A 14,927-nucleotide genomic window follows, 5' to 3' on the forward strand; every position below is an offset into this window, starting at 1 on the left:
TTGTTCCGGAGTCCAGCTCGTCGGCTCGCCCGGAGACGCGGCCTATTCTTCCCTGAATGCCCGTTGGATTTGGTTCGCCAAAGGTTTCACGAGATAGGACAGCATGGTGCGGCTGCCGGTCGAAAAGAACACCTCGACAGGCATTCCAGGCGCCAGGGCCAGGCCCTTGACCCTGGTAAGCTCTGTGCGCGGTAAAACAACATGCACGGTGTAAAAGCCAGCGCCTGTTTTCTCATCGACATTGAGGTCGGCGGAAATCTTGCTGACGGCACCATTCAGTTCCGGCGTTGTTTGCTGATTGAATGCCGACAGCCGCAGCGTCGCGCTTTGCCCTGACGTCAATTGATCGATGTCTTGGGGTGCCACGCGCGCCTCGACGGTCAGGTCGTCTGTCACAGGGACTATCAGCATGATGAGCTCGCCCGGAGAAATAACGCCACCGACCGTGTGCACGCCAAGCTGATGAACGACGCCGGTCTGCGGACTGCGTATATCGATCCGCTTGAGCTGATCTTCGGCCGAGACCTTGCGCTCGACTGATTCAGAGATCTTTGCCTGGACGTCACGCAGTTCGGTCGCCACCTCGCTGCGCAAATCCTGGTCGATCTGAATGATCTGCAAACGGATTTCCGACGTACGCCCCTTCGATTGCGCCATCGCCGCGGTCAGTTGCCCGTGCTCACCTTTGAGCCGCACGGCATCGCGTTCAAGCGCAGTTATGCGGTCGATTGAAACCAGCTTGCGTTGCCAAAGGCTGCGCATGCCTTCGAGCTCAAAGCCGATCAACTTGATTTCCTGGCTCTTGGCATCTCTTTGCTCGGTCAAGCCGGAAACTTCTTCGGCAAGCTGCGCAATACGCTCTTCCAACTGAGCCTTCTGACCAGCGCGTGCCTGTCGGCGAAATTCGAACAGAGATTGCTCGCCGGCCATCGCCCGACCAATCTCAGGGGCATCCTGCCGTGACACAAGCGAAGCTGGAAAGATGATGCTTCCTTTGCCGTCGCGCTCGGCCTCAAGGCGAGCCAGGCGCGCCTCGAATTCGTCCAGGCTCTTCGTGACGATCGCCAAATTGGCCCGGGTGATCGTCTCATCGAGGCGGATCAAAACCTGGCCCGCCTTCACGGCATCGCCTTCCCGGACGAAGATTTGACCGACAACGCCACCCGTCGGATGCTGCACCTTCTTAACGCTGGAATCGACGACCAGCTTTCCTGAAGCAATCACGGCCCCGGAAATCTCGGTGACGGCGGCCAAGCTTCCGGCCCCACCAATCAGAAGTATGCAAGCTGCGACCCCACCAAGCAGATAGCGCCGAATGGTCCGGTCAAGCGCGGATGCAGTGCGTTCTGCCATCAGGATGCAGGTTCCTCAGGGCCAGAGACGACCTTCAGAGGAACGCCTGCTGGGCGAGTTATCTTGTTCAATATCTCATTCTTCGGGCCAAAGGCCTGGATCCGGCCGTTCGCCATCACAAGAACCTGATCCAGGCTTGCCAGCGCGCTCGGCCGGTGTGCGACCACAATGGCAATACCGCCTCGCGCGCGCACGCCTTGGATCGCCACCGTCAGTGCAGCCTCACCCTCCGAATCGAGATTGGAATTGGGCTCGTCGAGAATGACGAGGAACGGATCGCCATAGAGCGCCCGTGCAAGTGCAACCCGCTGCCTCTGGCCGGCCGAAAGTGCCGACCCGGCCTCGCCGACCCGCGTCTCGTAGCCTTCCGGCAGATGGATGACGAGATCATGAACGCCGGCCGCGCGCGCGGCCGCCAGTATGTTGTCCGAGGGCGCTTGCGGTTCGAAGCGCGCGATATTCTCGGCAATAGTGCCGTCGAACAATTGCACATCCTGCGGGAGATAGCCGACATGCTTGCCCAGCTCTTCCGGCGACCACTGGTCGAGCGTTGCGCCATCCAGCCTGACCGTTCCACGAACTGGGAGCCATATGCCGGCAATCGCGCGCACGAGCGATGACTTGCCGGAAGCGCTCGGCCCGACAATGCCGAGGCCGACGCCCTTTTCCAATGCAAAGGTGGCGTCTTGCACGACCATACGACGCTCCCCCGGCGGCGTGACACTGATACTTTCGACCGAAAGAGCAGATTTCGGCGCAGGCAGCGAGACACTTGTCGCAGTTTCGGGAAGCAGGACCAAAAGCTGGGTCAAGCGGGCCCATGACTGGCGGGCGGTGACGAAACCCCTCCAGTGCGCGATGGCCAGTTCGATTGGTGCGAGTGCCCGGCTCATCATGATCGAACTGGCGATCATGATGCCGCCTGTGGCTTCCTGATGGATGACGAGATACGCGCCGATCGCCAAGATGCCGGATTGCAGCATCATGCGCAGGATCTTCGAGATCGTTCCGAGCGTCCCAGCCAGGTCACTGGCTTTCGCGTTCGTGCTTAGATAATCGGCGTTGACGCTGGACCAGCGCTCGGCGATGCGTGAGCCAAAGCCCATGGCCTGCAGAACCTCGACATTGCGACGCGTCGCTTCGGCAAGTGTATTGCGCGCCGCCGCTTGACTGTTTGCCTTTCTGGCGGGCTCTCTCGTGCGAATTTCGGCAAGCAATGCCAGGCTGAAGAGAATGACCACGCCGGCCAGCGCCGTCATGCCGATCCAGAAATGGAACAGGAAGCAGATTGCGAGATAGAGCGGCATCCATGGCAGGTCGAAAAGCGCGGTCGGACCGGCGCTCGACATGAACGATCGCACCTGGTCAAGATCACGCAAGGATTGAAGGCCGTCGCCTGCGAGCTTGGTGCGCAGCGGCAAACGCATGAGGGCGGCATAGACCTGTCCGCTCAAGCGCGCGTCCAGCGCCATGCCGATGCGCACCAGCAAACGCGACCGAATGAGTTCGAGAACGCCCTGAAAGACGAAAAGCGTGCCGGCAAACACGGCAAGCCCGACGAGCGTCGGCACGCTGCGGCCGGGTATGACGCGATCGTAGACCTGCAGCATGAAGAACGAGCCGGTCAGCGCCAGAACATTGACGACGCCGCTCATCAATGCAATTCCTGCCAACGCTCGCCGAAACGCGGCCAGAACCGCCGCGAGTGTCGTCCGCGGCGGTTCAGGTGGAATGGGATGCGACGTCGGCTTCAAATCAGTTCCAGTTCGGTCTCAGGCAGCAATGACCGCGCCCGAAATCAGGCCTGATGACGAACGTGTCGGTGCCGAGCCCATCTGTCAAATGTTAGATAATCCAATCTTGCAACGCATAGGCATGGATGTAGTCGATCTGCATTTCCGCAGGCGTCGCAAGCCCGTCGGCGGGCGCTCCCGCTTGGCCACCAATCCCCATATTCACCAGCATATACATCGGGTCATGCATGTCGGCAGGCGTTGCGGCACGAGCGACTTCGACGTCGTCGAAATACCAGACGAGTTCGTCTTCTGTCCAAAGCACGCCGTATGTGTGGAACCCTCCGGTATCCGAGGTATAGGCAGTCGAGCCCACTGTTGTATGAGTTCCCGTCGCGTTCGAGTGGCCTGTCAGAATGAGCTTGTTTGGATCCTGACCGAACATCTCTATGACGTCCAGTTCCGGTGGCCAGGAGCCGTCCTCCGGGAGAAGCCAGAAGGCCGGCCATGCACCTTGTTTTTCGGGCATATCGGCCCGAATCTCAAAATAGCCGTAGGTCTGCGCGAAGGATTCGTAGGTCGTCAGCAAACCTGACGTGTATTGGTAATTATTTATATAGGGCCGGATCGCCTCAGGAGCCCGGGCGGCGGTAATCGTGAGAACACCGTCCTCAATGCTGAACGGATTGACGGACCGTGTCGGGGCGTAGTCGGTATCGATGTACCATTGAAGATCGTTTGTGGTCGTGAGCGTGCTGCCGTTCGCGGCCCCCCACCAGTAGTTCGAATCCCAGGTGCCGCTCGAGCCGTTCCACAGGTCCAGCGTGTCGAACTCGTCCGAAAAGGTGAGTTCCAGAGCCGACCTGTCCACGGCCAGCTTGAACTGGCTTGCGGTGAAATCGCCGATGGTCTTGTTGGCGAAGACGAGAAACTCGTCGTCGGACAGATTTAGTCGGACGTTGGCACCCGACTGGACCATGTTGGCGCGCACCTCCTCGAAGGAGGTGAAGCCGTAGCTCCCGACGCGAACGGTATCCGTCGCGCCAAGGTCCAGGATCAGATCACTGCCGTTGCCGGGGTTGACGACGAAAATGTCCGCCCCGGATCCGCCCTTGAGCACGTCATCGCCCTGCAAGCCGTCGAGCGTCTGTTGGCCGGAGCCGCCGGTAACGATGTTGTTCAGCTCGTTGCCGAAAGCATAGCGTTTGTCGCCGGTGACAGTCAGGTTCTCGAAATTGGCTGGGAGCTTGTAGCTCATCCAGGTCGAGATGGTGTCCACGCCCTCGCCGGAAAGCTCAACCGCCTTGTTTTTCGAGGCATACAGATAATAAATGTCATCGCCCTTGCCGCCACGCATCGTGACGGTGACGTTGCCGTCGCCATACATCGAGTCGTTGTATGTGCTGCCATACAGTGTTGAGCTGGAACTCGTCGCCGAATACCACTTCACGGAGGAGCCGCTGTAGGGAAGTGGAACGCCCTTGGCGTTCAATACCGTGGCCATCCCGGTCTTTTCTCCTTGTTTTGTCCCGATGTCAGCCTAACAGCTATCGAGGGCAAAAGGAGCCAGTACTTTTTCACTTTCCAGTTCGGAAGGTTACCGAATGGTTATCACGTAGTGGGAGCACTTGCTGGGGAGCTTCACTGCCTCGAGTGCATAAGGTTGGGCCACTGCAACATGATCGAAGATGTGGTGAGGCAGATCGAGACCGACCCTCACCGCATTTCGCATCTCGAATAGCATTACCGCTGACCGGTGATGAAGAACTGCTAGTAGACTTTGAAAGCGCCCGCATCGGCTCGTGCAGCCACATCGGTGATCAGCATGTGCCCCGGCGATACCGTGATCGAGGTCGCGGGTTCGGCACGAGCAAGTGCATCCTGTGCGGTGATGCTGCTGGCCCAGAAAACAGGAACCTCCCCGTCCATGATTTTCACCGCATCGCCCCAGTCGGGAGCCATCAAGTCGGCAATTCCGATGACCGTGGGATCTCCGACATGGACGGGAGAGCCGTGGGCATGCGGGAAGCGTGCGGTGACGGCGCGAACCCTGTCGACATCGCAACGGCTTATCGGACGCATCGAGACGACCATTTCGCCACCAAACGGTCCGACGCGACACGTCTGGATCCTGGTTCGAAACTTGGGTGAGGCCTTGCCGCAGCCGATGCGGCTCAGTTTCTTTTCGGCAAGTGCAGCCTCGACGGTCAGCGAACTGCCGAGCGCGAAAGCGGCAAAATCATCCTGCCACAGGTCGATGATGTCCGTCCTCTGACGGGTCAGCTCGCCGAAATGATAGATGTTGTACTGGGGGGCATCGGTGCGGATGTCGATGTCGCCCAGCGCCGGGATCAATGGGCTGCCGGCGCGATTCACGCCGACCAATGGACAGGGTTTCGGGTTGCGGATGCAGAACTGGTGGAAATCGCTGGCAAAGCTGCGGGGCACAATCACAACATTGGCCTGGAGCTTGCCGTGCGCCAGCCCCCCTGTGTGCCCCTCATAGGCGCCCATTCTGACAAGCCTGCGCAGCCTGTCCGCATCGACCAGTCGGAGGTCCTCGAAGATCGGTGAAGTGGTCAGGCGAGCCATTGCTTCCGAGCGCGTTTCAGAGACAAGTCGGGAGGGCGTAAGATCGTTGGCGGCTCGGCTGCTTGTCAAATTGTCAGAATCTTTCCTCAACGATAAATTGTATTTATTGGCCGGCCAACGATTGCTTCTTCTTACGACCGACGCTTGCGCGAACCTTCCTGTTGTCCCAAATCTTCCTGTTGTCATTAACAGCTGCGGCAGCCGATCGCTTCTATCTGTCGGCCTGCCTCGTGCAGGAAGCCAAGGTCTCGGTTCATGTAGAAGAGCAGGAAAGCGGCATAGAGTACAAAGACGAGGCTAAACACCAGCGTCTTCACGATCAGCGAAAGCGCAAAAACATTCAGGTGCGGTGAGGCGCGCGCCAAGAAGGCCAGTACAATGTCGGACAAGAGCATGCTGATGATGAGCGGAAAAACGAGGGTCAATGCCATCATCAGAATGCGGTTCAGCAGATCGAGAAAGATGCCGGCTGCATCCTTGCTGAACACAGGCAGAAGTTGGTCGATCGGCCACAGGCCATAGCTGTCGTAGAGACTGGTCAAGGAAAGTTCGAGGCCGCCGGCAGCCAGGTAGATCGTGACCATGATGACGGCGAGCAAGGTGCCGGTGGCACTCGTCTCATGGGTCATCATCGGATCGATCAGAGTCCCCATGGTGGAGCCGCGCTGCAGGTCCAGGATATCGCCGGCAGCCTCGGCTGCCCAGAACGGTATGCCCATCGCCAGCCCGAGCGTTACCCCGACCACGACCTCCTTGAGCATGTACACGACGATCATCGTCGTCGCGATGTCAGTGTTCGTCAGCTTGTTCACGATCATCGGAAAGACCGGAACCGCCAGCGCCAGAGCAACGCCGTTGCGCAAAAGGCCCGATAGCGGCACACGCGAAAAGAGCGGCATCAGGAGCATGAATCCGGTCATGCGTGCGAGCGCGAAAGCTCCGGCCAAAAGATAGAACTGAAGCTCTTTGACCGACGCGAAGAATGGTTCGACCGGCATCTGCGTCCTCAACGCGTGACGACGGGGAATTCGTCCAGCGCCGTTGAGGCCTGCTCGGCGATCTGCTGGCCAAGCAGCGGACCGAAGACGATGATGACCAGCAGGATCACGACGAGCTTAATCGTCTGCGGCAGGGACTGGTCCTGAATTTGCGTCAGCGCCTGGGCAAGCCCGACAAGGATGCCGACGGCCATCGCCGCGATGATCGCTGGGCCCGACGCGAAAAGCACTGTCAGAAGCGCGCTTTGGACCTTCGCCAGGATGAAGTCATTGCTCATGCAAACCTCCTAGCGGCGTCAGACGTAACTCAGGATGAGGCCGTGCATCAGCCGCGACCAGCCATCTATGGCGACGAAAAGGAACAGTTTCAGCGGGATCGAAATGAGGACCGGCGAGACCATGATCATGCCGAGCGTCATCAGGATGTTCGCAACAACGATGTCGATGATGAGGAAGGGAAGATAAAGCAGAAAGCCGATTTCAAACGCGCGCGTAAGCTCGGACGCGACAAAGGCAGGAACAAGTATCGAAAGATCGTCGTCTTTCAGATTCTGGCGTGCCTGTTCCGGCCACAGGCGGTTTGTTCCGTCGAGAAAGAACTGCCGCTCTTCCGGCTGCGTGAATTTGATGAGGTGCTGCTGTAATGGTTCCCTGACCAGTTGCGCCGCCCTGGCGAGGTCGTCTGTAGTCTGGAACTGAACCTGCCCTTCCTGAAGCCGCCCCGTCATTTCGCTCAGCAATGGCGTCGTGACATAGACCGTGAGCACGAGCGCTATGCCGTAGAGCACCAGATTGGGCGGCATCTGCTGGACGCCGAGCGCATTGCGGATGAGGAACAGCACGACCGAGATTTTCAGGAACCCGGTCATGGTGACGACTGCCAGCGGCAGCAAACCGACGAAGCCGACGGCAATCAGAATCCCAAGCAGGTTGGGCGAATTGTCAAGCATTGTCGAACATGCGGGCGACCCGCACGCCCAGGCTCTCCCCAATCCGCACGATCTCGCCATGGCCGACGCGTTTGCCATTGGCGATAATGTCGACCGTCTCCTTCGTCACATTGGCGAGCGGAACGATAGCACCGGGCGCAAGCTGCCTTACCTCGCCGAGAGGCATTGCCGTGCGGCCGAGCTCGAAGGCAAGCGCAACCGGCAGTTGGTCCAGAGTTGCCTCTTCCAGTGTCTGGTCGGCGTGCGGCGGCGTGTTCTGATTCATGGTCCACTCCCATTTCGATCCAGCGATTGCAGTCGGCGCGGCAAGCAGTTGCGGCCCGCTGGCAGTCAGCACGGCCGGGGCATAAAGGCGCTCGGCAATGACCAATGCCGCCTCTTCCTCTTCGTCATCGAAAAGCACTACATCGCCAGGTTGCAAGCTTTTGAGATCACCATGGCTGATTGTAAGTGCGTAGCGCCAAAGGCAGACCGGCAACGGGAATTCCGCAGGAAGCGGGGGTCTCGCTTTGCCGATCGCGTCGAGAAAGCCCCCGGCCCGCACCGCCAGATCGACGCTGTCGGTGTGCAAGGCGCAACCTATGGTTTCGTCCTTGCCGCTCAGTGCGAAAGCCAACGCGGTTTCGTTCAAACCGGTATCTTTTGTTTCGACCGACGTGATGGCGATCGTCTCGCCCAGCTTGCTCTCGATCCATTCGAGATCTTCTTCGAATTCGGATTCCAACAGCAGTGCGGCATGAGCGGGTGCCAGTCGTTTCACGTCGATCAACTCGTCAGCCTTGGCAAGACCTCGTTCGACAACAGATAACGGCAAGCGCAATTTGCCCGCCGTGTCTGCGACTGTGAACGCAATCGTGCACAACTGCTGGTCCACAGGGTTCGGTGCCGGCCAGACGGCCGCGAGCGCCATGGTTTTCCCGGCAATCGTGATCTGCGCGGGAGCACGACGGCGGTAGAAGGCGTTCAATGCCTCAACCTCCCCAGCCGCAACAGATTCCAATGTCAGCGGCTCGCCAACGCTCGAGGGTGTGCGTCTGACCGGTTCTGCGCGCGCTTTCTTTTTTGCCGACGCCAAGGCCTGAGGCATCACACTTCCATATTCACGATCACGGATTGGACTATCGTTCTGTGGGCAAGCGCAGTGGACTGCGCTCGTCTTCCTCGGAAAGCTCGGCAAGCGCCAGGCTGCGACGCGCAGTGCGTTTGGTCAGATGCTGCAACAGCCCGTCCAGCTTCGTCACCGCCTTCATGCTGGCGCGATGATCGTTGCGGGCGGCCGATAACTCCGTTTTGCGTCGTTGCTCGGTGACGCCGGCCATCTTCTGGTTTTCCCGGAGCTGCTCGGTTTGCCTGGCGGCGTTCTCGAACTGTCCCTGAAGCCGGTAAAGGCTGGCGGCCTTCACCGGTTGTCCAACAAGCGAACCGAATGCTGCATCCTCAGCGTCGGCTGTGTGCTGGAGGTGTTCGCTGACCGCGGCGGCTGCCTCCCGAACCGCCCCGGCGGCCCGCTGCGCAGCGGCGTATCTCCTTAAGACCGCTTCGTTTGCGCGCTGTTCACCGTGGCGCCTGAGGTCGCGCAATCGTGCGATCATGTCACGATCTTTCATTGACGATCCCCCGCATGCGTTCGCGTGTCTGCTCGATTGTTTCGTGGGTGGCGGACGGCTGTCGCAGGAAGGCGTTGATGGTGTCGATCTTCGCCACCGCCTCGTCCGCCACCGCATCGCTGCCCTTTTCGTATTCGCCGACGCGCAGCAGCAATTCGACGTCGGCGTAGCGGGCGAGCAACTCCCGTAAGCGGCCGGCGTCCGACCGATGCTCAGCCGGCACCACCGTGTCCATGAGGCGACTGCGGCTGCGCAGCACGTCGATGGCCGGGAAATGATTGCGCTGCGCAAGCTCGTTCGACAGAAAGACGTGGCCGTCGAGAAGCGCCTGGATTTCTTCGGCAACCGGATCCAGCGTGCCATCGCCCTCCAGAAGAACGCTGTAGAGGCTTGTAATGGAGCCGACGCGGCCAGGCCCTGAGCGCTCGAGCAATCGGGGCAGAACTGCAAAAAGCGAAGACGGAAAACCGCGACGCGTCGGCGGCTCGCCTGAAGCGAGGCCAATCTCGCGCTGCGCACGGGCAAACCGCGTGATGTTGTCCATTGCCAGCAACACATGCTTGCCCTGGTCGCGAAAATATTCGGCAATGCTGGTTGCCACATAAGCGGCCTTGACGCGCTCGATCGCCGGCCGGTCGGACGTCGCGACGACGATGATTGCCCGCGCCAGCCCTTCCGGCCCGAGCTGATGCTCGATGAATTCGCGCACCTCACGTCCGCGTTCGCCGACAAGCGCAACCACGGCAACATCTGCGTCGGTGCCGCTGACGATATCCGAAAGCAGGATCGACTTGCCGACGCCAGGCTCGCCGAAGATACCGACGCGCTGCCCACGCGCGCAGGTGAGAAGCCCATCGAGGGCGCGGATTCCGAGCTGGATAGGCTCGGAAATCAAACTGCGCTCCAGCGGCGACGGCGGATAGGCGTTGACGGGATAGCTGCCGGCAATGCCATCCGGCGAAAGCGGCTTGCCATCCAATGGCTCGCCGAACGCGCTGATCACCCGACCAAGCAGGCCGGGCCCGACGGGCACCGTTTGGGTCTTTCCGGTCGCAATGACCTCCGTGAGGCTTGAAAGGCCGGTGAGATCGCCAAGCGGAACAAGGATCGCCATCTCGTCCATGAGCCCGACGACTTCCGCCTTGGTCGCCGTGCCGGTCCTGGGATCGAGGAGTTCGCAGATCTCGCCGATCCGAACCTCCTCCACCGTCGCGTGAATGACCGTGCCGGTGACCCGCCGTACACGCCCTTTCCTGGGCCGGCTGGCATCCTCACGCAGGCCGGAACGCAGGTTCGGAACGATCGATGCAAGGCGGCTCTCGAGCTTGGTGGCGGGACTTGTCATGCCGCCGCCTCGGCCTTTGATGAAATCGCAGCGGCAATGGCATCGAGCTGTGCCTCGATGCTGGCGTCGATGACGGCAATGTCGGTCAAGAGGATGCAGGCGCCCGTCGCCAGCGTATCGTCCGCGTCGATCTCGACCGTCATGCCCAAGTCACTCTCGCGCAGGGCCGCGTTCAGTTCGTCGCGAACCCTGTTGACGGAAGCAGGATGAACTCGGACCTTCAGATATTTGGCGCGGCGAATTTCAGTGACGGCCTGCGCGGCCGCCTTGGCGACCAGCATGCTCGCGTCGAATTCTCCCAGCACGCGCCTGACGACATCGAGAGCTAGATTGACGATTTCGGCTTCCAGTCCACCGAGATAGCGATCGACCTTGACCGCGGTCTCGCCAACCAAACGCGCGGCATCCGCGGCGCCTTGCGCCTTGCCATCTTCATAACCCTGCGCATATTCGGCCGCATAGGCTCGCCGAGCGGCGTCACGCAACTGCTGCGCATCACGCCTGGCTTCGTCGAGAAAAGCGTGCCCATCCTGCCAGGCGCGTGCCTCGGCAGCGCGCAGGATGCGGGCGACGGGGCGCCTCGGCACGGTAGTGGTCGCTTTGCCTGGTTCGACCATCTCGCCTAACCCATCGCCCGTCGAACAATCGCCGGACCAGCTTCGGCAAATGGTTCGGCTGTCGGCTGGTCAACAAGCGCATGCGGCATCAGCTTGAGGCGGACCCGCATGCTCGTTTCGCCTGGCATCGCCTGACACCAGGCGCCAAGGCAACGCAGGCCGTCGGCATGGACACGACGATGAATGTCCTCCAGGGGCTCCAACGGCTGCATTGCACCGGCCAGATCGCGGTTGGCGACTGCGAAAGCACAGATTTCCGCGCCGAGTGCTGCCTGCAGCGCGGCGGCTTGGCGTCCATCGATGACGGCGGCCAGACTGCCGGCCCAGTGGATCGCGCCGGCGCGAAGCGCAAGGTCCTCCAACTCCTCTCCCGACGACAAAGCAATCGCCCGGTCTATCTCGTCGGCTGGTTCGCTGGAGACGGCGCCGCTGAGGCCGTAACGGTCGAGCAGAAGCACTGACAATCGCTCATGCAGGCGCTGCGACCGCAACATACGCTCGCAGGCAGCCTCGCCGATCGTGCCGTCAAAGCACTGCGCCAGCCGGGCCGCATCCGCATAGCCTGCGGGATTGGACATGAATGTCTGCCATTCCGGGCTGGCGGTTTGCTTCGAGCCGGTCTGGATCATGTCTTCTTCACCGGCATTGCCGAAGCGTCGAGCACATAAACGCCGGGTCGTCGATACCACTGGACGTAAGCCAAGCGGGCAGCCAGCGCCAATAGTGCCGCCGTCATGCCGTAAAACAGCCACATCGCGGCGGCGACGCTGTCGGGATGCAGCCAGAGGCCGAGGAACGTTGTGAAACCTGGCTCGCCGGTTGCGTGCTCGGGAACTGCCGCGGTCACCGGAATGAGCGTGACGGATACATTGTCATAAGTCAGCCCGGCGATGCCTTTGGCCACCAGCATCTTGACCTGCGGGATCAGCTCATTCATCGGAACGGATGCGCGATGCCGGATGAAAACGGAGGCGGACGACGGGACCAGCCGCTGTCTCAGCGGATCGTTTTCGGGCAGGACGAGATGAACGCGCGCGGAAAGCACGCCGTCGATGTCCGAAATCGTCTGCGACAGCTCCTGGCTCAGGCCATAGATCATCGTCGCCCGCTCTTCGACCGGCGAGGATACAAGCCCGTCTCGCTTGAACACGTCGCCGAGCGTCTGGAATTCCTGTTTGGGCAACCCGCTTTCGTCGAGAATAGCCATGGCTTCGGCGAAACGGTCCTTCTGTACGGAAACCGTCATTTTGCCGTCCTTGCCCGCCTCGCGTTGGGCCGGGATCCCATGACGCATCAGCGTGGCCACGATCTCGTTGGCCTGCCGCTGGTTGAGGTTGGAATACAACTCAACCGAGCACGCCTGGAGCACAAGCATGCTCACCACGACGAGCGCGACGCGGTACCGGACGCCGCATCGATTCAATAGCGTTGACCGCCGCGGCAAGGATATCGTGTGCACGAACACTCCGTAGGCTTACTGTTGCTTGATCAGCGTGCTGGTGGACGACGTAACGGCCGTTACGCTGCTCGTGACCACTTCGAGATTGGCGGCTGCCCACATCACCGAAATGGATCGTTCGAGCAGTTGCTCGGCATTTTTTGCGGTGGCGTTTTCGCCTTCCTTGCCTGACGGGGCGGTATTGCCGGCGCCATCCTGCATGGTGGCCGTTTCAGCATTCGCAAGGGCATTTGCCTGGGGGGCATTTGCCTGGCCAAGCGCCTTCTGCACCTGCTGCATGGTTCCTTCCAGCGACTGAACCGCAGAACCGAACAATGCCGACGGATCCGTAAACGTCCCGCCCCCTGCCTTTTCCACCTCGGCCAGATAGTCGAAGAGTTTGTGTTCGGTCCTTTCCAGTTTGGAGGACTGTCCGGCCATTGCCGGATTGGCTCCCGAAGATGCCTGCGCCACCTGCTGGCCTGCCCGCGTGGCGACATCACCGCGCTCAGGCATAGTAACCTTCGCGGCATCATGTTTTTCCTGATTGGCACCCACCATCCGGTTACCCGGCTGCGTTGCCGTGCAGGTGGTGATTTGCTGCTGCGAAGCTATGCTGGTGGTCAAGTTTGCCAGTGTAGCTTCCAGGGCTCCAATCGGCGCGATTTGCATGAACCTGCCCTCCTGCTTGCTTAGTTCGATTTGCCGGAGGGGACATTCTGCGCCTCCGCCTGCCTTCCGCGGAAAACGCGGACCGGAACGACTTTGCCAGGATCCGGCTTGGTGCTCGGCGCCGCAGGAACCCCCAGTGTTTTCCTGACAAGTTCAACATAGGATGGTGGCCCCGATACCGAGACAACCTCGTCTTGCCTGGACACCTTTGTCGGAAACCTCGGATCGATGACCCCCAGCCGCGAAAGCCGATCTTCCGCACTGGCAGCGGTATTGGCATCAAGCGGGATCATTTCCGTCCGGACTTCAGCTTCGGTCGCGACGTTCATGACGATGCCGTCGAAATGCCAGACCAACCCGTATCGATTGCAGATCTCTTGCAGAAACTCGCGGGCCATTCCAACCGGCATGCCGGCGCTTAAACGCCCCTTTACGAGTTTGCTGACACGCATGGGCACCCGCATGTTGCGACCTAGCTCGACCAGCGCGTCGGCCACCGACTGATCGACGGTGATGTATTTGTACGGGCCGGCAGGCCAGCGCGGTTCGGCGGCGTTGGCCCGCGACGAGGCAAGTCCGAACGCCAGGATCGTCGCAAGACCGCAGGCGACGAAAGCAGCCCTGGCTCCCAAGAACCGATCCGCATGGTAGGTGTCGCGTCCCGTCAACATTGGTCCTACCGCAAAGGGACGCACGAGCCATGGCCCGCGTCGCTGGTTTCATGATTTACCCGCCGATTCACTCTATCGTGCACATTGCAAAATTGGAAGTCCAATTGGATTGCGCACGAGCATTTGGTGCCAATTGTTGCGAACCGCCTGCAAAGCGATATGGTGCGCGCTGGAATCAGGTGATCGCCAGCTGAACGCCTGGATGCAGAAGAGATCGGTCTTGGCGGCAATCATGATCCTGCTTGCGAACTTGCCTGTTCCCGTCAAGGTTGCCGGACGCAAAGTCCGGGTCACCCCGCGCCTTAACCAGAGATTGTGTGCATGTCTGATCGCTGTCCTATCGATTGCCGCCATGGCGCCGGCGCAGGCCCAATCGAATAGCGGTTATGACCCACGAAGCTGGACTTACGATCCGGCAAGAAATGCGCTGGTCTCCCCTTCCGCTCCCGACCAGACTTCGGACGAAGAAAACCGGCGCGAGTGGTCGGCAATCCCTAGGGAGATCGTGCATTTCAGCGAGGCTCAACCGAAGGGATCGATCGTCATCAACACCACGGAGCGGCGGCTTTACTACATCTTGGGGGGCGGAAGGGCGCTGCGATACGCGGTAGGCGTTGGAAAGGAGGGATTGGAGTGGTCCGGCCGCGACACGATTTCGAGCAAAAAGAACTGGCCAGATTGGCGGCCGCCGGCCGAAATGCGATCCAGAGAAGCATCAAAAGGCCGCATCCTGCCTGCGCATGTCGAGGGAGGACCGAACAATCCATTGGGCGCGCGCGCATTGTATATCGGCGACACGCTTTATCGCGTCCACGGCACCAACCAGCCATGGACCGTCGGACAGGCCAATTCCTCCGGTTGCATTCGCATGACCAACGAGGATGTTATCGATCTTTTTGAACGAGTGAAGATCGGCAGCCAGATCATTGTGCGGCATTGATGGCCGTTCCC

16 protein-coding genes are annotated in these 14,927 nt (G+C 60.4%); 1 reads left to right on the top strand and 15 read right to left on the bottom strand.

The window, feature by feature from the left end; all coding sequences use genetic code 11:
• Window positions 1-42: 42 nt before the first annotated feature.
• From BQ8482_RS18650 to BQ8482_RS18725, 15 genes are all read right to left on the bottom strand, one after another.
• Window positions 43-1,353: an HlyD family type I secretion periplasmic adaptor subunit gene (locus BQ8482_RS18650; RefSeq protein ID WP_123148988.1), complete on the bottom strand. Its 1,311-nt coding sequence runs from the start codon at window positions 1,351-1,353 to the stop codon at window positions 43-45.
• A complete protein-coding gene (locus BQ8482_RS18655; protein WP_425294111.1) occupies window positions 1,353-3,107 on the bottom strand; it encodes a type I secretion system permease/ATPase in 1,755 nt (584 codons plus the stop codon). Before BQ8482_RS18655 ends, BQ8482_RS18650 begins: the two co-directional genes overlap by 1 nt.
• A 91-nt stretch (window positions 3,108-3,198) precedes the next feature.
• On the bottom strand, window positions 3,199-4,590 hold the full coding sequence (gene eglC / locus BQ8482_RS18660; RefSeq protein WP_123148989.1) for an endo-1,3-1,4-beta-glycanase EglC: 1,392 nt from the start codon (window positions 4,588-4,590) through the stop codon (window positions 3,199-3,201).
• 266 nt (window positions 4,591-4,856) lie between these two features.
• On the bottom strand, window positions 4,857-5,678 hold the full coding sequence (locus tag BQ8482_RS18670) for a D-glutamate cyclase family protein (RefSeq protein WP_123148991.1): 822 nt from the start codon (window positions 5,676-5,678) through the stop codon (window positions 4,857-4,859).
• A gap of 185 nt (window positions 5,679-5,863) precedes the next feature.
• Window positions 5,864-6,676 carry a type III secretion system export apparatus subunit SctT gene (gene sctT, locus BQ8482_RS18675; protein WP_123148992.1) on the bottom strand — a complete coding sequence of 271 codons (813 nt, stop codon included), beginning with the start codon at window positions 6,674-6,676 and terminating at the stop codon, window positions 5,864-5,866.
• A gap of 8 nt (window positions 6,677-6,684) precedes the next feature.
• Window positions 6,685-6,954, bottom strand: coding sequence for an EscS/YscS/HrcS family type III secretion system export apparatus protein (locus BQ8482_RS18680; protein ID WP_095491786.1), 270 nt, complete (start codon window positions 6,952-6,954; stop codon window positions 6,685-6,687).
• Window positions 6,955-6,972: 18 nt separating this feature from the next.
• Window positions 6,973-7,626, bottom strand: coding sequence for a type III secretion system export apparatus subunit SctR (gene sctR, locus BQ8482_RS18685; protein WP_065006906.1), 654 nt, complete (start codon window positions 7,624-7,626; stop codon window positions 6,973-6,975).
• Complete coding sequence (gene sctQ / locus BQ8482_RS18690) at window positions 7,619-8,593, bottom strand: type III secretion system cytoplasmic ring protein SctQ (RefSeq protein WP_165848622.1); 975 nt, start codon at window positions 8,591-8,593, stop codon at window positions 7,619-7,621. Before sctQ ends, sctR begins: the two co-directional genes overlap by 8 nt.
• Before the next feature lie 151 nt (window positions 8,594-8,744).
• On the bottom strand, window positions 8,745-9,233 hold the full coding sequence (locus BQ8482_RS18695) for a hypothetical protein (protein WP_133254788.1): 489 nt from the start codon (window positions 9,231-9,233) through the stop codon (window positions 8,745-8,747).
• Entirely contained in the window at window positions 9,220-10,578 is a 1,359-nt protein-coding gene (locus tag BQ8482_RS18700; RefSeq protein ID WP_123148995.1) for a FliI/YscN family ATPase, read from the bottom strand. The genes BQ8482_RS18695 and BQ8482_RS18700 overlap by 14 nt, the downstream gene beginning before the upstream one ends.
• Window positions 10,575-11,195 (bottom strand): type III secretion system stator protein SctL, encoded by a 621-nt coding sequence (gene sctL, locus BQ8482_RS18705; protein WP_123148996.1) that lies wholly within the window; start codon window positions 11,193-11,195, stop codon window positions 10,575-10,577. The genes BQ8482_RS18700 and sctL overlap by 4 nt, the downstream gene beginning before the upstream one ends.
• Window positions 11,196-11,200: 5 nt before the next feature.
• Window positions 11,201-11,773, bottom strand: a complete 573-nt coding sequence (locus BQ8482_RS18710; RefSeq protein ID WP_165848623.1) for a SctK family type III secretion system sorting platform protein — start codon at window positions 11,771-11,773, stop codon at window positions 11,201-11,203.
• Window positions 11,774-11,820: 47 nt separating this feature from the next.
• Window positions 11,821-12,660 (bottom strand): type III secretion system inner membrane ring lipoprotein SctJ, encoded by an 840-nt coding sequence (sctJ, locus tag BQ8482_RS18715; protein WP_342210963.1) that lies wholly within the window; start codon window positions 12,658-12,660, stop codon window positions 11,821-11,823.
• 9 nt (window positions 12,661-12,669) lie between these two features.
• Window positions 12,670-13,305, bottom strand: coding sequence for a hypothetical protein (locus tag BQ8482_RS18720; protein WP_123148999.1), 636 nt, complete (start codon window positions 13,303-13,305; stop codon window positions 12,670-12,672).
• 20 nt (window positions 13,306-13,325) lie between these two features.
• On the bottom strand, window positions 13,326-13,802 hold the full coding sequence (locus BQ8482_RS18725) for a type III secretion protein (protein WP_244602866.1): 477 nt from the start codon (window positions 13,800-13,802) through the stop codon (window positions 13,326-13,328).
• Window positions 13,803-13,956: 154 nt separating this feature from the next.
• Here BQ8482_RS18725 and BQ8482_RS40335 point away from each other — a divergent pair, with 154 nt between their 5' ends.
• The gene (locus tag BQ8482_RS40335) at window positions 13,957-14,916 is read left to right on the top strand and encodes a L,D-transpeptidase (protein WP_342210964.1); all 960 of its coding nucleotides are present in this window, start codon (window positions 13,957-13,959) and stop codon (window positions 14,914-14,916) included.
• Window positions 14,917-14,927: the final 11 nt, after the last annotated feature.

The organism is Mesorhizobium delmotii (assembly GCF_900149755.1).
Classification (GTDB): domain Bacteria; phylum Pseudomonadota; class Alphaproteobacteria; order Rhizobiales; family Rhizobiaceae; genus Mesorhizobium; species Mesorhizobium delmotii.